At 69.6% G+C, this 22,656-nt stretch carries 20 protein-coding genes; 12 read left to right on the forward strand and 8 right to left on the reverse strand.

What is annotated here, in order from left to right:
* Positions 1-5: 5 nt before the first annotated feature.
* Entirely contained in the window at positions 6-1,400 is a 1,395-nt protein-coding gene (locus B2K11_RS02895; protein ID WP_163616662.1) for a DUF4192 family protein, read from the reverse strand.
* Positions 1,401-1,632: 232 nt separating this feature from the next.
* On the opposite strand from B2K11_RS02895, the gene B2K11_RS02900 reads away from it, so the two are divergent.
* The 3 genes from B2K11_RS02900 (at position 1,633) to B2K11_RS02910 (ending at position 4,348) form a co-directional block, all read left to right on the forward strand.
* Positions 1,633-1,827, forward strand: coding sequence for a hypothetical protein (locus B2K11_RS02900; protein ID WP_163616665.1), 195 nt, complete (start codon positions 1,633-1,635; stop codon positions 1,825-1,827).
* A 193-nt stretch (positions 1,828-2,020) separates the two neighbouring features.
* Entirely contained in the window at positions 2,021-3,487 is a 1,467-nt protein-coding gene (cls, locus tag B2K11_RS02905) for a cardiolipin synthase (RefSeq protein ID WP_163616667.1), read from the forward strand.
* Between the two features lie 126 nt (positions 3,488-3,613).
* Positions 3,614-4,348, forward strand: a complete 735-nt coding sequence (locus B2K11_RS02910) for a hypothetical protein (protein WP_163616669.1) — start codon at positions 3,614-3,616, stop codon at positions 4,346-4,348.
* Between the two features lie 160 nt (positions 4,349-4,508).
* Here B2K11_RS02910 and B2K11_RS02915 read toward each other — a convergent pair whose 3' ends face one another.
* Genes B2K11_RS02915 through B2K11_RS02925 form a run of 3 tightly spaced genes read right to left on the reverse strand, consistent with a single transcriptional unit; the run spans position 4,509 to position 5,973 of the window.
* Positions 4,509-4,742, reverse strand: a complete 234-nt coding sequence (locus tag B2K11_RS02915; protein ID WP_163616671.1) for a helix-turn-helix domain-containing protein — start codon at positions 4,740-4,742, stop codon at positions 4,509-4,511.
* Positions 4,739-5,347, reverse strand: coding sequence for a hypothetical protein (locus B2K11_RS02920; RefSeq protein ID WP_163616672.1), 609 nt, complete (start codon positions 5,345-5,347; stop codon positions 4,739-4,741). The genes B2K11_RS02915 and B2K11_RS02920 overlap by 4 nt, the downstream gene beginning before the upstream one ends.
* Positions 5,347-5,973 (reverse strand): hypothetical protein, encoded by a 627-nt coding sequence (locus B2K11_RS02925; protein WP_163616674.1) that lies wholly within the window; start codon positions 5,971-5,973, stop codon positions 5,347-5,349. The genes B2K11_RS02920 and B2K11_RS02925 overlap by 1 nt, the downstream gene beginning before the upstream one ends.
* A 245-nt stretch (positions 5,974-6,218) precedes the next feature.
* Here B2K11_RS02925 and B2K11_RS02930 point away from each other — a divergent pair, with 245 nt between their 5' ends.
* The 3 genes from B2K11_RS02930 to B2K11_RS02940 all read left to right on the forward strand — a co-directional run bounded on the left by B2K11_RS02930 (position 6,219) and on the right by B2K11_RS02940 (position 10,253).
* Complete coding sequence (locus B2K11_RS02930) at positions 6,219-8,744, forward strand: ATP-dependent Clp protease ATP-binding subunit (RefSeq protein ID WP_163616704.1); 2,526 nt, start codon at positions 6,219-6,221, stop codon at positions 8,742-8,744.
* A 209-nt stretch (positions 8,745-8,953) separates the two neighbouring features.
* Positions 8,954-9,457, forward strand: coding sequence for an amino-acid N-acetyltransferase (locus tag B2K11_RS02935; protein ID WP_163616677.1), 504 nt, complete (start codon positions 8,954-8,956; stop codon positions 9,455-9,457).
* 88 nt (positions 9,458-9,545) lie between these two features.
* Positions 9,546-10,253, forward strand: a complete 708-nt coding sequence (locus B2K11_RS02940) for a hypothetical protein (protein ID WP_204259986.1) — start codon at positions 9,546-9,548, stop codon at positions 10,251-10,253.
* Positions 10,254-10,472: 219 nt separating this feature from the next.
* Here the strand turns inward: B2K11_RS02940 and B2K11_RS02945 are convergent, their stop codons facing one another.
* On the reverse strand, positions 10,473-12,056 hold the full coding sequence (locus B2K11_RS02945; RefSeq protein WP_163616679.1) for an amino acid permease: 1,584 nt from the start codon (positions 12,054-12,056) through the stop codon (positions 10,473-10,475).
* Between the two features lie 201 nt (positions 12,057-12,257).
* Here B2K11_RS02945 and B2K11_RS02950 point away from each other — a divergent pair, with 201 nt between their 5' ends.
* From B2K11_RS02950 to B2K11_RS02975, 6 genes are all read left to right on the forward strand, one after another.
* Positions 12,258-13,613, forward strand: coding sequence for a glutamine synthetase family protein (locus B2K11_RS02950; RefSeq protein ID WP_163616681.1), 1,356 nt, complete (start codon positions 12,258-12,260; stop codon positions 13,611-13,613).
* Complete coding sequence (locus B2K11_RS02955) at positions 13,594-14,457, forward strand: gamma-glutamyl-gamma-aminobutyrate hydrolase family protein (RefSeq protein WP_163616682.1); 864 nt, start codon at positions 13,594-13,596, stop codon at positions 14,455-14,457. Before B2K11_RS02950 ends, B2K11_RS02955 begins: the two co-directional genes overlap by 20 nt.
* On the forward strand, positions 14,454-15,815 hold the full coding sequence (locus B2K11_RS02960) for an aldehyde dehydrogenase family protein (protein ID WP_163616684.1): 1,362 nt from the start codon (positions 14,454-14,456) through the stop codon (positions 15,813-15,815). Before B2K11_RS02955 ends, B2K11_RS02960 begins: the two co-directional genes overlap by 4 nt.
* A gap of 123 nt (positions 15,816-15,938) precedes the next feature.
* Positions 15,939-16,712 (forward strand): 3-oxoacyl-ACP reductase, encoded by a 774-nt coding sequence (locus B2K11_RS02965; protein WP_163616686.1) that lies wholly within the window; start codon positions 15,939-15,941, stop codon positions 16,710-16,712.
* A gap of 129 nt (positions 16,713-16,841) precedes the next feature.
* Entirely contained in the window at positions 16,842-17,558 is a 717-nt protein-coding gene (locus B2K11_RS02970) for a GntR family transcriptional regulator (RefSeq protein ID WP_163616688.1), read from the forward strand.
* Positions 17,559-17,629: 71 nt separating this feature from the next.
* Positions 17,630-18,040 (forward strand): dehydrogenase, encoded by a 411-nt coding sequence (locus B2K11_RS02975; protein ID WP_163616690.1) that lies wholly within the window; start codon positions 17,630-17,632, stop codon positions 18,038-18,040.
* A 311-nt stretch (positions 18,041-18,351) separates the two neighbouring features.
* On the opposite strand, the gene radA is transcribed toward B2K11_RS02975, so the two are convergent.
* The 3 genes from radA to B2K11_RS02990 all read right to left on the reverse strand — a co-directional run bounded on the left by radA (position 18,352) and on the right by B2K11_RS02990 (position 22,306).
* Positions 18,352-19,722: a DNA repair protein RadA gene (gene radA / locus B2K11_RS02980; protein ID WP_163616692.1), complete on the reverse strand. Its 1,371-nt coding sequence runs from the start codon at positions 19,720-19,722 to the stop codon at positions 18,352-18,354.
* 93 nt (positions 19,723-19,815) lie between these two features.
* Positions 19,816-20,769: an L-lactate dehydrogenase gene (locus tag B2K11_RS02985; RefSeq protein ID WP_163616694.1), complete on the reverse strand. Its 954-nt coding sequence runs from the start codon at positions 20,767-20,769 to the stop codon at positions 19,816-19,818.
* 157 nt (positions 20,770-20,926) lie between these two features.
* Positions 20,927-22,306 carry an MFS transporter gene (locus B2K11_RS02990; RefSeq protein ID WP_163616708.1) on the reverse strand — a complete coding sequence of 460 codons (1,380 nt, stop codon included), beginning with the start codon at positions 22,304-22,306 and terminating at the stop codon, positions 20,927-20,929.
* Positions 22,307-22,656: the final 350 nt, after the last annotated feature.

Consider the following 22,656-nt stretch of genomic DNA (forward strand, 5'->3'; position numbering starts at 1 on the left):
CGCCCTCACGTCGCCGCAGCGCCCGCGCGGCGGAACGCCCAGTCGGGCAGGTGGCCGGCGCTCACGAATGACAGCACGATCTGCGACAGCCCGTGCTCGGGCTCGATCTCGCACGCTCGTTCGGCGTACGCGGCGGCGTGAGTCGAGCGTCCGAGGGCCCACGACAGCCACGCGCACATCGCGAGGGGGCCCGGCTGCGAAGCCCGCGGCGCGACAGCGGCGGCGGCCCGCGCCAGCGCGAGCGCCGCCTCGAGTCGAGAGACCTGCGGCGGATCGCCCTCGCCCCACATGCGCATCGCGAGGTGGGCCGGGTACTCTTCGCCGGCCTCCCACCGCAGCTGCGCGTCGAACGCTTCGTCGCCCTGCGCGAGGTTGCCGCTCCACTGCACCAGCGCGACGTCCCGCAAGGCGGGACGCGCCAGGCACCAGACCAGGGCGGCCGTGTCGTACACGTCCGCGCCCTCGAGCGGGCGTGCGAGGGCGTCTTCGAAGAACCGCGGCAGGTCATCGAGCCCGCAGACGGCTGCGAGTGCGCGCGGGTCGAGCCGCGACGACGCGTCGGTGACGGATGCCTCGTCCTCCACGACCCCCGACACCGGGGCCGGCACAGGCCCCAGGTCGCTCGCGCGCGTGTGCGGCTCGGCGCCGGCCGTCGCGCCTCCTACCGGCAGATTGATCGGCCGCCCGAAGGCGTCCCGTTCGTGGGCTGACGCCGCGCCGTCACGAGGCACGGCGGTGGCTCGTGACGGCGCGGCATCGTCCTTGGAGGTGGATGGGCGAGGTACGCGCGCCGCTCGACCCGGGCTTCCGGCGGCGGCGGCGCCCCCGTCCGGCCCGCACAGCACCGCGACCGCCTCACCCAGAGCGCCCATCGCCTTCTCGACGCTCGCCCGCTCCTCCGCGGAGCGCGCGGGAAGTTCGGCGCCCGTCGCCTGGTCGCCGTCCGGAGCCGGGACGTCTCCCGATCCTGTCCACGTGAGCTCGGCGAGCGGTCTGCCCTCGGTGGGGCAGTCGGCGTCGAGGAACGATCCCCACGCATCGGCGGCCACGCACAGCACGTCGGTGACGCGAAGGCCGCATGCGTGGGCGCGGCGCTCGAAAGCGGCGAAGAGCTCGAGATGCGGCATCCGTCCGTCCTCGTGGAACCGGGCGTCGGTGTACGCGATCGCGGCGACGGCATCGGCCTCGGGAAGCCGGCAGGCCATGCCGGTCACGGTCGCAGCAATGCGGTCGACGGACTCGGCGTCGCCCTCGGGGAGGTCGAACCGCATCGCTCCGAGGCTGCGCCCGCCGTGAAACGGGATCACCACGAGGCTGCGGGTCGGGTGGTAGCCCAGCATGCGGGGGACGATGGACAGGAACTGCGCGGCATCCGCGGCTTTCACGACGGTGGGGGTCATGGTGGATGAGCCTCGTGGGCGGCACAGCCCCGCCGGAAGACCTGTGGATGGATCGGGCTCGCTCTGCCCCGCAAGGGGATCCTGTGGAGGAGTCGGCAGCGGTGGATGAAGGCGCATCGCCGCCGGTAAGAACCCACCTGTGGAGGAGTCGGCAGCGGTGGATAAGCGCGCTTCGCCGGCGCAAGAGCCCGCCTGGGGAGGAGCCGATTCCCGCACCGCGTATCCTGGACACATGGATTACTGGGTCGCGGTGCTGTGGACGCTCCTGCCGACCGTCCTCGTGTCGCTGATCTTCTTCTTCGTGCTGCGCAGCATCATCCGCTCGGACCGCACCGAACGGCGCGTGTACGCGAAGATCGAGGCGGAGGAGCGCGCCAAGCGCGGACTGCCGCCGGTCGCTCCCGGCTCCGCGTCTGCCGACAGCTGAAGCCGGACGCGCGCCACGCCAGGCCCTCGGCACCACCCGTAACCCCGCCGGGCCATTCCGCAATCGCGCGCCGTGGCGAGATCCCCGCGTGCCGGGCGGCGTCGGTCGGCCCCGATAGTGTGAGCACACCGTGCCGTCCGCCGGCCCGGTCCGCCCGTCCGATCCGCCCGACCCTGTCGAGAGGCACTGCTCGATGATCACCATCACGTTCGATGCGACGTGGTGGGTGGTGCTCGTCTTCATCGTCGACATCGTGATCCGGGTGGCGGCGATCATCATCGTCCCGCGCAACCGCCGCCCGACTGCGGCGATGGCGTGGCTGCTCGCGATCTACTTCATCCCGATCGTCGGCGTGTTCCTGTTCCTGCTGATCGGCAACCCCCGGCTGCCGCGCAAGCGCCGGCGCAAGCAGGAGCGCATCAACGACTACATCCACGACACCAGCGCGTCGCTCGACTTCGGCACTCTGCGTCCGCACGCCCCGCAGTGGTTCACCTCGCTGGTCACGCTGAACCGCAACCTCGGGGCCATGCCCCTCGCGGGCGACAACGCCGCGCAACTCATCCCCGACTACCAGGAGAGCCTCGACGCGATGGCGGACGCCATCCGGCAGGCGGAGCACTTCGTGCACGTCGAGTTCTACATCCTCCAGGCGGATGCCGCGACCGACAACTTCTTCCGCGCGCTCGAAGAGACGGCGGCGCGGGGTGTGACGGTGCGGGTTCTCCTCGATCACTGGGCGAACCGCGGCAAGCCGTTCTACAAGCGCACCCTCAAGCGGCTCAGCGCAATGGGCGCGCAGTGGCATCTGATGCTGCCCGTGCAACCGCTGCGCGGAAAGTATCAGCGTCCGGATCTGCGCAACCACCGCAAGCTCCTGGTGGTCGACGGACGTGTCGCGTTCACCGGATCGCAGAACGTCACCGATTCCACCTACAACCTGCGCAAGAACATCCGCCGCGGCCTGCACTGGGTCGACCTGATGGTGCGGATCGAAGGCCCGGTCGTGGCATCCGTCAATGCCGTGTTCCTCAGCGACTGGTACAGCGAGACCGATGAAGTGCTCACCGAGCAGATCGACCTCTTCGACGTGACGAGCGGGCCGGGCGATCTGGACTGCCAGATCGTGCCCTCCGGACCCGGGTTCGAGTTCCAGAACAACCTCAAGCTGTTCGCTGGGCTGCTCTACGCCGCGCAGCGCAAGATCATCGTGGTCAGCCCGTACTTCGTGCCCGACGAGGCGCTGCTTCTCGCCATCACGACGGCGTGCCAGCGCGGCATCCATGTCGAGCTCTTCGTGTCGGAGGAGGGCGACCAGGCGATCGTCTACCACGCCCAGCGCAGCTACTACGAAGCGCTGCTGCGGGCAGGCGTGAAGATCTGGATGTACGAGAGGCCGTACATCCTGCACACGAAGAGCCTCACCGTCGACGACGAGGTCGCGATCGTCGGCTCGAGCAACATGGACATGCGCTCGTTCGGTCTCAACATGGAGATCTCGCTGTTCGTCCGGGGCGAGGAATTCGTGCGCCAGATGCGGTCTGTGGAGGACAGGTATCGCTCGCTCAGCCGCGAGCTCACCCTGGAGGAATGGGAGAAGCAGCCGTTGCGGTCGACGGTGCTCGACAACCTGGCGCGGCTCACCTCCGCGCTGCAGTGAGGCATTCTCCCGGCGGATCGTGACCGCCGCGTGACCGCGGTTACTGAGATTCCGGCGCCGATTGCGACACCATAGGGTGACGGATGCCTCGGGGGATGGGCATCCGCGAACCTCAGGAGGCCTCGCATGCCCGTCCGTTCCCGTTCACTCATCGTTGCTGCCGGCCTCGCGCTCATCGCCGCCGGCATGCTGACCGCCTGCGCCACGCCCGCCGGTTCCGGCGGAGCGCCGGCGCCCTCCGAGACGTCCGGCTCCTCGGGTCAGAGCACCGAGATCGAGGTCGACGCCGCGTGGCTCGACGGCGGTCGGATGATCGGCCTGGTCACGGAGGGCTCGTCGACGTGCGTCCCGACCGCAGGTGACACGTCGTACGAGAACGGCGTGCTCACGGTCGAGCTGGTCGAGCCGTCGGGCGACACCGCCTGCACGAGGGATCTGGTCCCCCGCGTGACGGTCGTCGGCCTGCCGGAGGGCGTCGACCCGGCGCAGGAGCTCGAGATCCGCGTGACCGGCGAGAGCATCCACGGCGACACCGACCTGGACGGCGTCCCCGGTCTCACCCCGGGCGCCGAGACGGACTACCTGCCGAGCGCCGGCTGGACCGGCGACGACGGCGAGTTCATCGTCCTGACGTGGGGCTCGTCGACATGTGTTCCCGTCGTCGAGGGCGCCACCGCCGCCGGCAACGAGGTGACGGTCACCTTCGCGACGCCGCCCGCCAACCAGGCGTGCACCATGGACATGGCGCCGCGCGGCACCCTCGTGCAGGTCGACGGCGTCGACGACGACTCCGAGGCGTTCGCGATCCTGACCGGCGCCGAGTTCGACAACGTCCGCGTCCCCATCATCGGCAGCGACTGACGTCGGAGATCCGGGATGCCGCGGGCCGCGGCATCCCGGATCGCACGGAGCTCGACCCTCACGGTCGCTTCGCGAGCGAGCGCTGCAGTCTGCTGCGAGCGCGCCGTCGCGAGGCAGCTCTCGACCGTAACTGTCGCGCTCGCCGCGACGGATGCCGAGACTACGTGTCGGCGCGGACCAGCAGGTCGCCGATCTCGCAGTCGAGGGTCCGGCAGATCGCGGAAAGCGTCGAATAGCGGATGGCGCGCGCGCGGTCGTTCTTCAGGATCGAGAGGTTCACGACAGAGACGCCGACGAGCTCCGACAGTCGTGTCAGGGTCATGCCGCGCTCGGCCAGGAGCTCGTCGAGCCGGCAGTGCACCCCCGACGGGCCCTCGTCCTCGGCGGGACTCATACGAGCCCATCCGTGTCGCGCTGCAGGCGGATGCCGCGGCGGAACGCGAGCGAGATCAGGCCGAGCACGGTCGCGGCGATCCAGATCGGGATGAAGGACGCCGTGATGGCCCAGGAACTCGGGTAGAACTCGCCGAGGCCCGCGGCCGCGAGGACGCCGTTGCGCCCGAACGTGTCCAGGAAGTAGATCGCCAGCGCCCCGCCGAACATCGTCCAGCCGGCGGCGTCGAGCAGGCGCGGATTGGTGGGGTCGAAGAACCGTCCTCGGAGAAACCGCAGCGCCAGGGTTCCGAAGAGCGCGATCACGACGAGCCACGCGATCGCACTCACGATGATCGACGCGCCGATCGAGACCGTCGAGAGCGCGTTCACGCCCTCGGCGATCACGTCGCCCTCCGTCACCCGCACCGTCGTCTCGGGCAAGCCGTCAGCCGGTGCGAAGTCGGCGGGCACGCCGGCGAACGGCACGGCGACCAAGACGCCTTCGCCGGTGAACGTCTCGAACCACCGGACCACCGAAGTCACCACCACGATCGCCGCGACCATACCCGCGACCACGAGGGTCGAGAGGATGTCGTTGCGCTCCTTCGTCGTCGTCTCCCGCATCACACGAGCCCTTCCGTCTCGCGCTGCAGGCGCGTGCCGATCTCGAATGCCCCGGCGACGAGCGCCAGCGCGAAACCCCAGCCGACGGGTGCGAGGTCGAGCTCCATGATGAAGGTCCCGAAGACGTCGACCACCTCGGGCGAGGTCGCGGCGAGGTCATCCACCAGGAGTGCCCGGCCGAAGGCGCCGAGCACCTGACTGAGCACGCCGCCGACGACGACGAGGACGGCCACGACGCCGATGGCCGTCGACATCGCACGGCGGAAGGGACGCGCGCGCATGAGCGAGACGCCCAGCCACCACGCGACGATGCAGACGCCGATCGTGGCGAGTGCCGGCAGTGCCAGCTCGAGCCACAGCATCCAGCCGACCGCACCGGGAAGCTCGGTGAACGTCACGTCGGCCGACGCATAAGAGGCGGCCGAGATCTCCGGAACGCCGGCGAGATCGGACACGTCACCCCTGGTCACCAGCATCCGGACCGTCGGTGCGCTCCCGAAGATCTCGACGGCGCCGCGGACGACGGCCACCAGAGCGGCCACGGCGACGCTGATCGCACCGGTCGCGATGAGCCCCAGGGCGAACCCCTCGCCTCGGGACACGTGCAGACGTGATGTCCAAGTCATGGGGAACTCCTTTCATATCGATAAACGTTGTTATCGAAGAACGATATGCCCATCGGATGCCGCCGGTCAAGGCATTCGTCGATCCCGCGGTGTTGCTTTCCCATGCATTCCGTGCCCGCTCGCCGACGGAGATCCGGCCCGCTATGCCCACGGCGAACACGGGCATGCGGCATCCACCTGCTGGCTACCCTCGATGTAAGGCGCAGTGGGCTCAGCAGACCCGCATCGCCCAGGAGGAGTGAATGATGTTCGAGAGATTCACGGACCGTGCCCGTCGTGTCGTCGTCCTCGCCCAAGAAGAGGCGAAGATGCTGAACCACAACTACATCGGCACCGAGCACATCCTGCTCGGTCTCATCCACGAGGGTGAGGGCGTCGCCGCCAAGGCCCTCGAGAGCCTCGGCATCTCGCTCGACGCCGTGCGCGAGCAGGTGCAGGACATCATCGGCCAGGGTCAGCAGCAGCCGACCGGCCACATCCCCTTCACGCCGCGCGCCAAGAAGGTGCTCGAGCTGTCGCTGCGCGAAGCGCTGCAGCTCGGCCACAACTACATCGGCACGGAGCACATCCTCCTCGGCCTCATCCGCGAGGGCGAGGGCGTCGCCGCCCAGGTTCTCGTGAAGCTCGGCGCCGACCTCAACAAGGTTCGCCAGCAGGTCATCCAGCTGCTGTCGGGCTACCAGGGCAAGGAGCCCGCCGGCGTCGCGAGCGGTGCGGGCGAGCAGACTCAGGGCACCACCCAGGGAGGTTCGCAGGTGCTCGATCAGTTCGGCCGCAACCTCACCCAGGCGGCGCGCGACAACAAGCTCGACCCGGTGATCGGGCGCGAGAAGGAGATCGAGCGCGTCATGCAGATCCTGTCGCGCCGCTCCAAGAACAACCCCGTCCTCATCGGCGAGCCCGGCGTCGGAAAGACGGCGGTCGTCGAGGGCCTCGCCCAGGCGATCGTCAAGGGCGACGTGCCCGAGACGCTGAAGGACAAGCAGCTCTACTCGCTCGACCTCGGCTCGCTCATCGCCGGTTCCCGCTACCGCGGTGACTTCGAGGAGCGCCTGAAGAAGGTCACCAAGGAGATCCGCACGCGCGGCGACATCATCGTCTTCATCGACGAGATCCACACCCTCGTGGGTGCGGGCGCCGCCGAGGGCGCGATCGACGCCGCGTCGATCCTGAAGCCGCTCCTCGCACGTGGCGAGCTCCAGACCATCGGCGCGACCACGCTGGACGAGTACCGCAAGCACTTCGAGAAGGATGCCGCGCTCGAGCGCCGCTTCCAGCCGATCCAGGTCGCCGAGCCGAGCCTGCCCCACGCGATCAACATCCTCAAGGGGCTGCGCGACCGCTACGAGGCGCACCACAAGGTGCAGATCACGGACGGCGCGATCGTCGCGGCGGCGAACCTCGCCGACCGCTACATCTCGGACCGTTTCCTGCCAGACAAGGCCATCGACCTGATCGACGAGGCCGGCGCACGCCTGCGCCTGTCGATCCTGTCGAGCCCGCCCGAGCTGCGCGAGTTCGACGACAAGATCGCCAAGGTCCGTGAAGACAAGGAGCGCGCCTCCGAGGACCAGGACTTCGAGAAGGCCGCCGGCCTGCGCGACGAGGAGAAGTCCCTCCTCGCCGAGCGCCTGCGCCTCGAGAAGCAGTGGCGCTCGGGCGACGTCGCGACCCACGCGGTCGTCGACGAGGGCCTGATCGCCGAGGTGCTCGCCCAGGCCACCGGCATCCCGGTCTTCAAGCTGACCGAGGAGGAGTCGAGCCGTCTCGTCTTCATGGAGAAGGCGCTGCACCAGCGCGTCATCGGCCAGGAAGAGGCGATCGCCGCCCTGTCGAAGACCATCCGCCGCCAGCGCGCGGGCCTCAAGGACCCGAAGCGCCCGTCGGGCTCGTTCATCTTCGCCGGCCCCACGGGCGTCGGAAAGACCGAGCTCGCCAAGGCGCTCGCCGAGTTCCTCTTCGACGATGAGGCCGCGCTGATCGCCCTCGACATGTCGGAGTTCGGCGAGAAGCACACGGTCTCGCGCCTGTTCGGTGCCCCTCCCGGATTCGTCGGATTCGAAGAGGGCGGACAGCTCACCGAGAAGGTGCGCCGCAAGCCGTTCTCGGTCGTGCTCTTCGACGAGATCGAGAAGGCTCACCCCGACATCTTCAACTCGCTCCTGCAGATCCTCGAAGAGGGTCGCCTGACCGACGGTCAGGGTCGCATGATCGACTTCAAGAACACGGTGATCATCATGACGACGAACCTCGGTTCGTCGGCGATCGCCGGGGGTCCGGTCGGCTTCCAGGTCGAGGGCAACAGCGGCACCACCTACGAGCGGATGAAGGGCAAGGTCAACGAGGAGCTCAAGCGCAACTTCAAGCCCGAGTTCCTCAACCGCGTGGACGACATCATCGTCTTCCCGCAGCTCGATAAGGACGAGCTGCGCCAGATCGTGGGGCTTTTCACCAAGCGCCTCGGCGAGCGCCTGCTCGACCGCGACATGACCATCGAGCTGTCGGATGCCGCGAAGGACAAGCTGATCGAGATCGGCTTCGACCCCGCCCTCGGCGCCCGCCCGCTGCGTCGCGCCATGCAGCGTGAGGTCGAGGACCGCCTGTCGGAGAAGATCCTGCACGGCGAGCTCGACCCCGGCGACCACGTGAAGGTCGACGTCGAGAACGGCGAGTTCGCTTTCGAGCACGGGCCGCGCGGCGAGAAGGTCGCGGTGGGCGTCGTCCACAACGGCGAGATCACCGCCACCCCGGACCTCGCTGCCAACGCGTAACCAGAACTCGAAGAGCGGATGCCGCGGCCCTGTGCCGCGGCATCCGCTCTTCTGCGTCCGCCGGGTGTTCGCTCCGCCGCGCGGTCGAGGATTCAGGAGACACGCTGTAGCCGGCGCCGCGGCCGAGTGCTCAAGCGGCGATTCTCCTGAATCCTCGACGGGCGGAACGCGGCGTCCGGCTGCCTGAGCAGGGCATCTACGCTGGACAGGTGGCAGATTTCACCGTCAGGCCCGCGCGCACGCGCGATGTTCGCCGCATACAGGCGCTGCTCGAGCCGTTCGTTCAGCGGCGCATCCTGCTCGGCAAGGATCTCGTCGTGCTGTACGAGGCGACGCAGCAGTTCCTGGTCGCCGAGGATGCCGCGGGCGAGCTCATCGGCTGCGGGGCGCTGCACGTGATGTGGGAGGACCTCGGCGAGATCCGCACGCTGATCGTGGCGGATGGCTGGCTGCATCATGGCGTGGGGCGCGCGATCGTCGAGGCGCTCGAGACGAACGCGCGCACGCTCGGCCTGTCGCGCCTGTTCTGCCTCACGTTCGAGGTGGACTTCTTCAGCCGACGGGGTTTCGCGCCCATCGGCGAACAGGTGGTCGACCCCGACGTCTACTCCCAGCTCATCCGCTCGCCCGACGAGGGCATCGCGGAGTTCCTGGACCTGGCGCACGTGAAGCCCAACACCCTCGGCAACACCCGCATGATGAAGCGCCTCTGACTCCGTCCCTCAGGAATCGGGGCGGCGGCATCACGGCAAGAAGGGCGCGCCGAACGGAGAACCCAGGCGCCGCGGTTAACCTGTCAGCATGACCGGCACCACTCCGCGACGTCGCCACTCTCCGGCGGTCTATCGTCGTCGGCGTCTCGCGCTGCTGGTGATCGCACTCCTGGTGATCGCCGGCGTCGTCTGGCTCCTCGTCGCGCAGCCGTGGGCGGTCGCCGCGACGGACGCGTCAGACGAGACAGAGCCCTCGCAACAGCAGCAGAACGCCGCCGACTCCCTGCCGGTGCCGTCGTCGCAGGCGACGGCGGGCGGCACAGACACCGGCGTCGTCGAGGGGGCGGTGGTCGAGGGTGCGACGCCCACGCCCGGTGCCACGCCGACGGCACTGCCCTGCGTCGCCAGCGAGATCAGCGTCGAGGCGGTGACGAGCGCCGACACCTACGCGGGCGATCAGAAGCCGGAGTTCTCGATCACACTCACCAACAACGGCGCCGACTGCACGCTTAACGTGGGCACCACCGCCCAGTCGTTCACCGTCATGAGCGGCGACGACGTCTGGTGGCGGTCGACCGACTGTCAGAGCGAACCGAGCGACATGGTCGTGATGATCGCCGCTGGCCAGACCGTGTCGAGCGCCGCACCCCTCGCGTGGGACCGGACGCGCTCGGCCGTCGGCACCTGCGCGGACGGCAACCGCCCCCTCGCGCCGGGCGGTGGCTCCTCGTACCACCTCTCGGTCGAGATCGGCGGCATAGGGTCCACCGAGCCGAAGCAGTTCCTGCTCTACTGACGGGCCCCGCTCTCCGGACCGGCCGGCGCGGGCCGCTGCATCCGTCTCACGCGACCTGCGGCATCCGTCCAGCCCGGGAGAGGCATCCGTCTCCCGCGGGCTGCGGCATCTGACGGCTGCGGCATCCGTCCTCGCCGTCCTCGCCACACGGCGAAGCGGGGCGGCCCCCAGACCGCCCCGCTTCGCCTATCCCCAACCTGAGGGTGTGGCCGAACCCCTCTAGGACTTGCCGCCGAAGACCTCGGTCTCCATCGCGTCGTACCCCTCCGCCTGCGGGTCGCCGTGCGTGCCGCCCGAGAGCGCGTACTCCTCCTCGGGGGAGAGCACCAGGCGGTGCCGGAAGTAGACCGCGAAGCCGACGAGGATCACGACGTAGACGATGGCGATCGCGACGATGGCCGGCTGGAAGGCGGAGTTGAGCAGGAACCCGAGGAAGATGAGCGCCGCGATCACGGCGGCGACGACCGCCCCTGTGACGCCCCACGGGCTCCGGTACGGGCGGCTCGCGTTCGGGTACTTCCGCCGGAGGATGACGAACGCGATCATCTGCATGAGGTAGGCCAGAACCGCGCCCCACACCGCGATGTTCAGCACGATCGCGCCGGCGACCGCACCGGCGTTGTCGGGGTCGATCCTCGCGAGGACGTCGAGCACGACCAGCGCGACGAAGCCGATGAGGGCACCGACGAGCAGCGCGACCCACGGGGTCTGCTGCTTGCCGGTGAGCGACAGGAACTTCGGGTAGTAGCCGGCGCGCGACAGCGAGTACATGTTGCGGCCGTAGGCGAACATGATGCCCTGCAGCGATGCCAGCAGCCCGATCAGCGCGAACAGCGCGAGCACCGCGGCGAGCTGGTCGCCGACGATCGCCCGGAATCCGTCGAGCAGCGGCTCGGCGGCGACGCCGGTCGCCTCGGCGCCGATGACGGCGGTGTTGAGGAAGAGCACCAGCAGACCCGTGACGATCAGCGTGCCGCGGGCCCAGAAACCGGCGCGCGGGATGTCGCGCACGGGGTTGTGGGACTCCTCGGCGGCCAGGGGGAGCTCCTCGATGCCGAGGAAGAACCACATGGCGAACGGCAGGGCGAACAGGATCGGCAGCACGCCGTGAGGCAGGAACTCGTTCCATCCCGGGTCGGGGGCTATGTTCCAGAGCGAGTTCCAGTCGAGCGCCGGCGAGAAGAGCGCCATGACGGAGAAGACGACGAGGATGCCGATGGAGATGATGGAGACGACGATGGCGAACTTGAACGAGATGTTCGCGCCCGCGGCGTTGAGCGCGATGAACACGGCGTAGAGGATGATCCACCACACCCACGCGTCCAGCGAGATCCCGAGCAGCTCCGACGTGATGGCGTTGGCGTACGAGGCCGAGAAGAACACGATCACCGCCGTCGTGGCGACGTACTCGATGGTCTCGGCCGCTCCGGTCACGAGGCCGCCCCACGGTCCCATCGCGGACCGTGCGAACGAATATGCGCCGCCGGTGTGCGGCATGGCGGACGCCATCTCTCCGATCGAGAAGATCATGCCGTAGTACATGACGACGAGGATGGCGAAGGCGATCAGCATGCCGCCGAAGCCGGCGGCGCCGATGCCGAAGTTCCATCCCGAGAAGTCGCCGGAGATGACGGCGGCGACGGCGAGGCCCCAGAGGCCCCAGACGCCGGCGGAGCGCTTCAGGGTGCGCTTCTGGAAGTAGTCCTGACCGGCTCGGGTATAGGTCGCCCCGGCGACCTTCGAAGAACGATCGGGTGTGGATGCCGGGGACTCCGGCTTGGGTGCACTGCTCGCTTGGGACATCGGTCCTCCAGGGATTTGCGAAGGGAGGTGCGCTCGGGTCGCGCGGATGCGCTTTTCGCCGATTGTGGTGCTTATTGGTGGGCTGTGTCTACCTTTGAAGCGGATTTTCGTTAGAGTGTGCGGGTGAGCGCGGTTCGGGGGGACCGCGCTCACGAGTTCGTCGCACGTCGACAGTCGCACGTCATCAGAGGAGGAGGGCGGATGCCGGGAAACCTCACCGTCGAGCAGTTGAACGCCGGGATCGCCGCGGGTGACATCGACACCGTCGTCGTCGCCTTCGCCGATGCGCAGGGGCGGCTGGTCGGCAAGCGCGTCTCGGCCAGGCTCTTCCAGGAGGAGGTGCTGCCCCACGGCGCCGAAGCCTGCAACTACCTGCTGTCGGTCGACGTCGACATGAACACCGTCGACGGCTACGCGATGTCCAGCTGGGAGACCGGCTACGGCGACATGATGCTGCGGCCCGACGTGGCCACGCTCCGCCGCATCCCTTGGCTCCCCGGCTCCGCGCTGGTCATGGCCGACCTCACGTGGGAGAACGGCGAGCCCGTCGTGCAGTCGCCGCGCGACATCCTGAATCGCCAGCGCGCCCGTCTTGCCGACCAGGGGCTCGTCGCGTTCTCGGGCACCGAGCTCGAGTTCATCGTCTTCGACGACACGTACCGGGATGCCTGGGCCAAGGGCTACCGCGATCTCACACCCTCGACCGACTACAACGTCGACTACGACCTGCTCGCCTCAGGTCGCCTCGAGCCGCTGCTGCGCGACATCCGCCTGTCGATGGACGGGGCGGGGCTCTACACCGAGGGCGTCAAGGGCGAATGCAACCTCGGCCAGCAGGAGATCGCGTTCCGCTACGCCGAGGTGCAGGAGACCGCCGACCAGCACGCGATCTACAAGAACGGCGCGAAGGCCATCGCCGAGCACCACGGCAAGGCGCTGACCTTCATGGCGAAGTTCAACGAGCGCGAGGGGAACAGCTGCCACATCCATCTGTCGGTGCGGTCGGCGTCCGGCGAGCCCGTGATGGCGGGCGACGGTGAGCACGGCTTCAGCCCCCTCATGGAGCATTGGATCGCGGGCATCCTCGCCACGCTCCGCGAGTTCACGCTGCTGTTCGCGCCCAACATCAATTCGTACAAACGGTTCGCGAAGGGGTCGTTCGCGCCGACCGGCATCGCGTGGGGGATCGACAACCGCACGTGCGCCCTGCGGGTCATCGGCCGGGGCCACTCGCTCCGGGTGGAGAACCGGGTGCCCGGCGGAGACGTCAACCCGTATCTCGGCATCGCGGCGATCATCGCCGGCGGCCTGCACGGCATCGAGCACGAGCTGCCGCTGCCCGACCGGCTCGAGGGCAACGCGTACACGTCCGGCGTGGATCACCTGCCGACCACCCTGCGCGAGGCCGCGCAGCTGTTCGACGAGTCGGCCATCGCCCGTGCGGCGTTCGGCGACGACATGGTCGAGCACTACCTGAACCAGGCGCGCATCGAGGTCGAGGCCTACGACGCGGCCGTGACCGATTGGGAGAGGGTCCGTGGTTTCGAACGGCTCTGACGGGGAAGGGCGTCGGCCGGTCATCGGCCTGACGACCTATCTCGAGCAGGCGAAGCAGGGGGTCTGGGACGTCCGCGCCGCATTCCTGCCGCAGCAGTACTTCGACTCGGTGACCGCGTCGGGCGGCATCGCCGTGCTGCTGCCGCCGCAGCCCGAGCCGGATGCCGCGGCTGCCGCGGTGCTCGACGGGCTCGACGGGCTGATCCTCACCGGGGGGCTCGACGTCGACCCGTCGCTGTACGGTGCGGAGCGGCATCCGCTCACCGACGCGGCGCGTCCCGAACGCGACGCGTGGGAGCTCGCGCTGTTCCGGGGGGCTGAGGAGCGACGGATGCCGGTGCTCGCGATCTGCCGCGGGCTCCAGCTCGTCAACGTCGCGCGTGGCGGCACGCTGCACCAGCACCTGCCCGAGGCGCTCGGCACCGAGCGGTTCCGCGTCGGCGGCGGCGTGTTCGCGACGAACGAGGTCGCGGTCGACGACGGGTCGCGCCTCGCAGAGCTCGTCGGCCCCGGCGAGCTCGACGTGCACAGCTACCACCACCAGGGCATCGACCGACTGGGCGACGGGCTCGTCGCCACCGCGCACACCGACGACGGGCTCGTGCAGGCGTTCGAGTCCAACGGCGAGGGGTACGTGCTCGGCGTGCAGTGGCACCCCGAGGAGAATCGCGAAGACCGGCGGCTCTTCGCCGGACTCGTGGCCGAGGCATCCGTGTTTCGTCGCGTTTCGCACGCTCGCCGACCGGATGTGGCCCGCCCGCGCGATCCGCGCCCCGGGTCGCTGAGCGAGCGAGAGACCAGCGAGACGAGGCGCGCCGAGCCGTCGAACGGAGTGCTGGCATGACGTCGACGTTCACCCTCATCAACCCTGCGACGGCGCAGCCGATCCGCGAGATCGCGCGGGCGGATGTGGCACAGACGGATGCCGCCATCGCGCGTGCGGTGATCGCTCAGCGTGCGTGGGGGTCGCTGGCGCCGGTCGCACGTGCCGATGCGCTGCGCGCGTTCGCCCGGGTTGTCGAGGCGCACGTCGAGGAGCTCGCGCAGCTCGAGGTGCGCAACTCGGGGCACCCGATCGGATCGGCGCGGTGGGAGGCGTCGCACGTCGCCCAGGTGCTGAACTTCTACGCCGGCGCACCGGAGCGCCTCAGCGGTCAGCAGATCCCGGTTGCGGGCGGACTCGACGTCACGTTCCACGAGCCGTACGGCGTCGTGGGCATCATCGTGCCGTGGAACTTCCCGATGACGATCGCGTCGTGGGGCTTCGCGCCGGCGCTGGCGGCAGGCAACGCCGTCGTTCTCAAGCCGGCCGAACTGACACCGCTGACCGCGATCCGGCTCGGCGAGCTCGCGCTCGACGCGGGGCTTCCCGAGGGGCTGTTCACCGTGATCACCGGGTCGGGCTCGGTCGTCGGGCAGCGGTTCGTGTCGCACCCGGATGTGCGCAAGGTGGTCTTCACCGGGTCCACCTCGGTCGGGACGGATGTCGCGGCCGGCTGCGCCCGCGAGCTCAAGCCGGTGACCCTCGAGCTCGGCGGTAAGAGCGCCAACATCGTGTTCGCCGACGCCGACCTCGAGAAGGCGGCCGCCGCCGCGCCGGGCGCCGTGTTCGACAACGCCGGGCAGGACTGCTGCGCGCGCAGCCGCATCCTCGTCGAGCGCTCGGTGTACGACCGGTTCCTCGAACTGCTCGAGCCGGCGGTGCAGGCATGGCGCGTCGGTGACCCCGCAGACGAGGGCACCGACATGGGACCGCTGATCTCGGCATCCCATCGCTCCACCGTCGCGGGATTCCTCGACGGCGCGAACGTGGCCTTCCGCGGCGCGGCGCCCGAGGGAGATGGTTTCTGGTTCGCACCGACGGTCGTGCTCGCCGACCGCGCCGACCGCATCGCGCGCGAAGAGGTGTTCGGACCGGTCGTCGCGGTGCTGCCGTTCGACGACGAGGCCGATGCGATCGGCCTCGCGAACGACACGGCGTACGGGCTCGCCGGCTCCATCTGGACCGAGAACCTGGGCAGGGCCGTGCGGGTCTCGCGCGGCGTGAAGAGCGGCGTGCTGTCGGTCAACTCGCACTCGTCGGTGCGGTACTGGACGCCGTTCGGCGGCATGAAGGCATCGGGCCTCGGGCGCGAGCTCGGCCCCGATGCGGCGGAGCATTTCACCGAGACCAAGAACGTCTTCTTCGCGACGGATGCCTAGCCCCATGTCGCCCGTCACCCTCTGCGTGTCCCGATCTCACGCCTTCATGTCCCAGAACCGATCGATCGAGTGCCCCTCGAGCGGCGGAAATCGGGACATGCTCAAGAAAGGAAGCCCACTCCCATGGACCTGACCCAGCGACTGAAGGACCGGGTTGCGATCATCACCGGTGGCGCATCGGGGATCGGCCTCGCCACCGCGCGTCGCTTCGCCGCGGAGGGCGCGCGCGTCGTGATCGCCGACCTCGACCCGGCGACCGGGGAGGTCGCGGCCGACGAGGTCGACGGTGTGTTCCGCGCCCTGGACGTGGCCGACGAAGCCCAAGTGAACGCGGTCTTCGACGGCGTCGCGGCGGAGTTCGGCCGCATCGACATCGCGTTCAACAACGCGGGGATCTCGCCCGCCGACGACGACTCCATCGAGACCACCGAGCTGCCCGCATGGGACCGCGTGCAGGACGTCAACCTCAAGAGCGTCTACCTCTGCTCACGGGCGGCGCTGCGGCACATGGTGCCGGCGGGCACGGGCTCGATCATCAACACCGCGTCGTTCGTGGCGCTGCTCGGATCGGCGACCTCGCAGATCTCGTACACGGCGTCGAAGGGCGGCGTGCTCGCCATGACGCGCGAGCTCGGCGTCCAGTTCGCGCGGCAGGGCATCCGCGTGAACGCGCTGTGCCCCGGCCCGGTGAACACCCCGCTGCTGCAGGAGCTGTTCGCGAAGGACCCTGAGCGCGCCCAGCGCCGGCTGGTGCACGTTCCGATGGGTCGCTTCGCCGAGCCCGAAGAGCTCGCCGCCGCCGTCGCGTTCCTCGCCTCAGACGATGCGTCGTTCATCACCGCGACCGCGTTCGTCGTCGACGGCGGCATCACCAACGCGTACGTCACGCCCCTGTGAGAAAGGTCGGTCGTTGAGCGAGCCAAGCGCGTCGAAACGCCCCGGGGTGGTGCGGAGGGTCCGGTGCGTTTCGTCTCGGTCGCTGCGCTCCCTCGCTCAACGACCGATTGCCGACGATGGAGGAACCGCATGACCGATGCCCCGCTGCACGAGGTGCGCAGGGCCGTGTACCGGCCGGTGCGGGAGGGCAACGCGCTCGAAGACACCGTCGCCCGCCTGGTGCAGACGATCCGGCTGGGCGTCGTCGCCCCGGGGGAGTCCCTGCCGTCGGAGCGAGAGCTTGCTGTGCTGTACGCCGTGAGCCGCGACACCGTGCGCGAGGCGATCCGCGAGCTCGCCGACACCGGCTACCTCGTGCGTCGCCGCGGCCGGTACGGCGGCACGTTCATCGCCGATCCGCTCCCGCAGCCCCCGCATCCCCGGGAGGTCACCCCCGCCGAGCTCGAGGACGTGCTGGGACTCCGCCGCGTGCTCGAGGCAGGAGCCGCCCGAGCCGCTGCGGCCCGCAGCCTCGACGCCGCTGCGCGCGACGAGCTGTGGGCGCGGTACGAGGTCGTCGCCGAGGCATCCACGTCCGACTATCGCCGCCTCGACACGCTGCTGCACCTGTCGATCGCCGAGCTCGCCGGCATCCCGTCGCTCGTCGCGCTCGCCGCCGAGAACCGGGCTCGTGTCAACGAATGGCTCGACACGTTCCCGCTGCTGCCGCGCAACATCGAGCACTCCAACGCGCAGCACGAGCAGATCGTGACGGCGATCCTCGCCGGGCGACCGGATGCCGCCGAAGCGGCGATCCTGGAACACCTGGCCGGCTCAGAGGCGCTGCTGCGAGGTTTCCTCGCCTGACCGGACGCCCGGTCGCTGCGGTCGCCCCGTTGCCGGGCGATGACGCCTGAACCGCCGATTAGGCTGGACGGGTGGCAGGCAAGAAGCGCGCGAACAAGCCGAGGGAACCGCTGGAGTTCCGCAACACGCAGCTCGCCGACGCGCTGCAGACCCAGGACATGGCCGCGGTCGCGTTCGCGCTGCGCCATGGTCCGACGGTCGCACCGCTGATGCGTCCCGGCGATCGCGACAACCCGCTCGACGTCGGCGAAGTGTGGACCTACCGCGATCCCAAGACGGGCGACATCGCGCTGCTGCTGTTCAGCGACGCCGCGCACAAACCCGCCACGCTGCCCCCCGGGGTCGCGCTGCAGTCGCCGGCATGGCTGCGCGCCTTCCTCGGGGCGCACGAGGACGAGATCACCACGGTCTTCTTCGACATCGCGGGTCCGCACCCCATGCAGGCTTCGCCCACCGACCTCATCGCCGCGCTGGAAGCCTGACCGCGTCACGCGGCGAGCTTCACCGGGTTCGGGGCGCGTCGCGCCCGTCTGGGGCGCGTCCGGTGCGCCCCGAACGACAATTCTGCGCCCCGAAACCCTGAGGCGCCGGGTGGGCACCCGCGCGACAGAAGTCAGACTCTCCGGGCGAGCGGTTGCATCCTCGCGGACAACGGGGCAGACTCGCCGGGTGGAATTCCTGCTCGTCGGAATCGTGTGCGCGGCCGGACTGGTGATCCCCATCGTGCTCGGGTACGTCGACCCTTCGCGTCGACGCCGGACTCGGGGTCGCTGAGCAGCGGACCGGCCGAACCTCAGAACTCGGGGATGTCTTCCCCTGGGCGGCCCTTGGACCGAGCCCGCACGTCGCTGACGGCGCCGCCCAGCGACCCCGAGCGGTGGTCGATGACGTCTCGATACCCGAGACGCGCGCCTTCGCTGCGCCGCTGCGTCGCCTGGGTGACGGGACGCACCTCCCCGGCCAGGCTCAGCTCGCCGACCGCGGCGATGTGACGGGGAATCGTCCATCCCTCGACCGCGCTGGCCACGGCGAGCGCGATGGCGAGGTCGGCAGCCGGTTCGGCGAATCTCACGCCGCCGACTGTCGAGACGTACACGTCCTGATCCGAGGTCTTGATCTTCATTCGCTTCTCGAGCACCGCCAGCACGGTCGCCACGCGCGCGGCATCGACACCGTTCACGATGCGCCGCGGGTTGCCCGACTTGCTGTCGATCGTCAGCGCCTGCACCTCGACCGGGAGCGCGCGACGTCCCTCGAGCGCGATCGACACGCACGTGCCCGGCTCGGTGCTGCCGTGCCCCAGGAACAGGGCGCTCGGATCGGGCACCTCGGCGATCCCGGCGCCGGTCATGTCGAAGCATCCGACCTCGTCGGTCGGGCCGAAGCGGTTCTTGAGGGCGCGGACGAAGCGCAGGGAGGTCTGCCGGTCGCCCTCGAACTGGCACACCACGTCCACCAGGTGCTCGAGGATGCGGGGCCCGGCGATCGAACCGTCTTTCGTCACATGGCCGACGATGATGGTGGGGAGCCCGCGATCCTTCGCGACGCGGATGAGCGTCGCCGCGACCTCGCGCACCTGTGACGGATGCCCCGCCATGCCCTCGGACAGCGCCGATGACACCGTCTGCACCGAGTCGACGATCAGCAGGTCGGGCGCCACCTCGTCGACGTGGCCGAGGATCGTCGCGAGATCGGTCTCGCTCGCGAGGTACAGCTCGTCGTGGAGGGCGCCGGTGCGCTCGGCGCGCAGGCGCACCTGTGCGGTCGACTCCTCGGCGCTCGCGTACAGCACCCGACGCCCCGCTTTCGCGGAGCGGGCCGCGACTTCGAGCAGCAGTGTGGACTTGCCGACGCCCGGTTCGCCCGAGAGCAGGATCGCGGCGCCCGGCACGAGCCCGCCGCCGAGAACCCGGTCGAACTCGCCGACGCCGCTCGTGCGCCGGGGCGCATCGGACGTGTCGATGCGGGTGATCGGCTGCGCCGACCGCCCGGCGCCGGGGGAGACCGGCGTGATCGAACGCAGGATGCCGGTCTGCTCGGCCGCCTCGACCACCGTTCCCCATTGCTGGCACTCGCCGCACCGCCCGACCCACTTGAGGGTGGTCCAGCCGCACTCGGTGCACCGGTAGGGCGCGGTCTGCGTGGGGCGTCGAGCTGCGGGCATGGGTTCAGCGTACGGCGAGGGCACGACATGACCCCGGCGGCTGACCGTGGGATGAGTGGATGCCCCGAGCCGCGGCATCCACTCATTCCGCTGTCAGCCCCGCAGCGAGTCGGCGACCTGCTTCAGCGCGTCGGCGGAGGCGTGGAACAGTTCGAGCTCGTGCGCGTCGAACTGGGTCTCGCGGATCGGCACCGCGCCGGTGGCGCTCACGATGGACGGCACCGAGAGGGCCACTCCGTCGACGCCGTTGAAGTCGCGCAGCACCGGCGAGACGGGCATCACCGCGCGCTCGTCGTTCAGGATCGCCTCGATGATGCGCGCGCTCGACAGCCCGATCGCGTAGTTCGTCGCACCCTTGCCCTGGATCACCTTGTAGGCCGCATCCCGCACGTCGATGGCGATCTGGTCGAGCTCCTCGACCGTCAGCCGGTCGCCGTGGGGCGTCACCCACTCCAGGATCGGGACGGTGCCGATCGTGGCCTTCGACCACAGCGGGAACTCCGTGTCGCCGTGCTCGCCGACGATGTAGGCGTGCACGCTGGAGGTCGACACCCCCGCGCGCTCGGCGAGCTTCCAGCGCAGGCGCGAGGTGTCGAGCACCGTCCCCGACGCGAAGATGCGCTCCGGCGGCAGTCCGGTGTCTTCCTGGGCGAGCACGGTGAGCACGTCGCACGGGTTCGTCACGATGACGTAGATGGCGTCGGGGGCGACGCTGAGCAGCTGCGGCATCATCTTCTTCATGATCCCGGCGTTGACGCCGGCCAGCTCGATGCGGGTCTGGCCGGGGTTCTGCTTGGCGCCGGCCGTGATGACGACGACCTGCGAGCCTTCGACCACCGACAGGTCGCTGCCGCCGATGATGTCGCTCGTGCCGGTGAACTGCGTGCCGTGCGCGAGGTCGAGCACCTCGGCCTCGACTTTCGCGGTCGCGATGTCGTACAGCGCGACATGGCGGGCGGACCCGCGGATCAGCGCGGCGTACGCGGCACTCGAGCCGACACTGCCCGCTCCGACGATGGTGACTTTCGAGTTCTCGATGACGGCCATGGGCTCAGTCTTGCAGGGGGCGGCACGGCGCGGCCAGCATGGCGCCGGAAGAATGGACGACGGCGAGTGGATGCCGCGGCCGCTCCTCACCCGCCCGGCTATACCTCAGGCCGGGCCGGTGTGACGGATGAAGCGGGGTCGCGGCATCCGTCGCCCGTCACGGTGCGGGGCGGTCGGTGCCCGTGCGATCGGGATTGCGGATGCCGAGGAACGACGTGACGCCACCGGCGATCATCAGCGCCGCGGTGACGACAGCGGCGCGGTGGAAGCCCTCGAGGTCGAGGCTGCCGCCGACGATCGTGGCGAGCAGAGCGACCGCGATGAGCCCCGCGACCCGCGAGACGGCGTTGTTGACGGCCGATGCGATGCCCGAGCGCTCCGGCTCGATCGCGCCGAGGATCGCGGACGTCAGCGGTGCCACGGTGAGAGCGAGGCCCGCGCCCATCACGATCATGCTCGGCAGCACCTGCCACCAGTACGAGAACTCGGTGGTGGTCGTGAGGAGCAGCAGTGCCCCGATGCCCATCGTGATCGGGCCGACTGTCATGAAGAAGCGCGGGCCCCACCTGCCGCTGAGCGCGCCGACGCGAGAGCTGAACAGGATCATGAGGATCGTCATGGGCAGGCTGGCGAGCCCTGCGAGCGTTGCCGGAAGCCCCGCGCCCTCCTGCAGGTAGACCACGACGACGAGTCCGTTGAGCGCGAGTGCTCCGTAGATGAAGGCGGTCGCCACGTTGCCCGTCCAGAAGTTGCGCACGCGGAAGAGGTCGAGCGGCAGGATCGGGTTGCGCACCGTGCGCTGACGGAGGATGAACGCCGTGAACATACCGGCGCCCAGCACGAGCGTCAGCCAGATGACGGGCGAGCCCCAGCCGAGGTTCGGCTGCTCGATGAGGGCGTAGACCATGCCGCCGAGGCCGAGTGTGCACAGCGCTGCGCCGATCCAGTCGATCGATGCGCCAGGATGCCGGGTGTCGCGGAAGCCGCCGCGCGCCAGCAGCACGAGGGTGACGCCGATGGGCACGACGTTGATGAGGAAGGCGAGCCGCCACGACGCCAGGTCGACGAGCACACCGCCGACGAGCGGCCCGACGATCATCGCGGAGGTCGTCATCGCGGTCCAGATGCCGATGGCTCGACTCTGCGCGGCACCGCTGAAGTTGGACGTGATGAGCGCCAGTGAGCTGGGGACGAGGAACGCGCCCGCGGCACCCTGCACCGCGCGGGCCACAATGAGGAACTCGGCGGTGGGCGCCGCCGCGATCGCGATAGAGGCGATGCCGAAGCCGATGAGCCCGATGCGCAGCACGAGCACGCGCCCGTAAGCGTCGCTGACCGAGCCGGCGACGAGGATGAGCGCGCCGAGCGTGATGAGGTAGGCGTCGACGACCCACTGCTGCGTCGTGATTCCGCCGCCAAGCTCGTCGCTGATCGAGGGGAGGGCGACGTTGATGATCGTGCCGTCGAGGAACGCCACGAAGGAGCCGAGCACCGCGATCCACAGCACCGACCGCTGGATGGTGGTCATGCCGCTCATCGGCGCCGACGTGCCGGGGGCGGGCTGATGATCGGTCACCAGCCCACGCTAGACCCGGCTGACGACACCGAGGGCCGCTTCGCCGGATGCGGGTATCGGTCAGGACGGCGCCGCCCTACGATGGCGGCAGCGTCGCGCTGCGGCGAAGTACAGATGACCCACGGGAGCTGCCATGTGCCGCTGGCTGGCGTACACCGGGGAGCCGCTGCAACCGGCCGCCCTTATCCTCGACGCCCAGCACTCGGTTGTAGCCATGGCGCAGAACTCGCCACTGGGTGCCCAGACGGTGAACGGCGACGGCTTCGGCTTCGGCTGGTATCCCGTCGAGAATACGGATGCCGCGGGCCCGC

The organism is Microbacterium sp. B35-30, from assembly GCF_010634855.1.
Classification (GTDB): Bacteria; Actinomycetota; Actinomycetes; order Actinomycetales; family Microbacteriaceae; genus Microbacterium.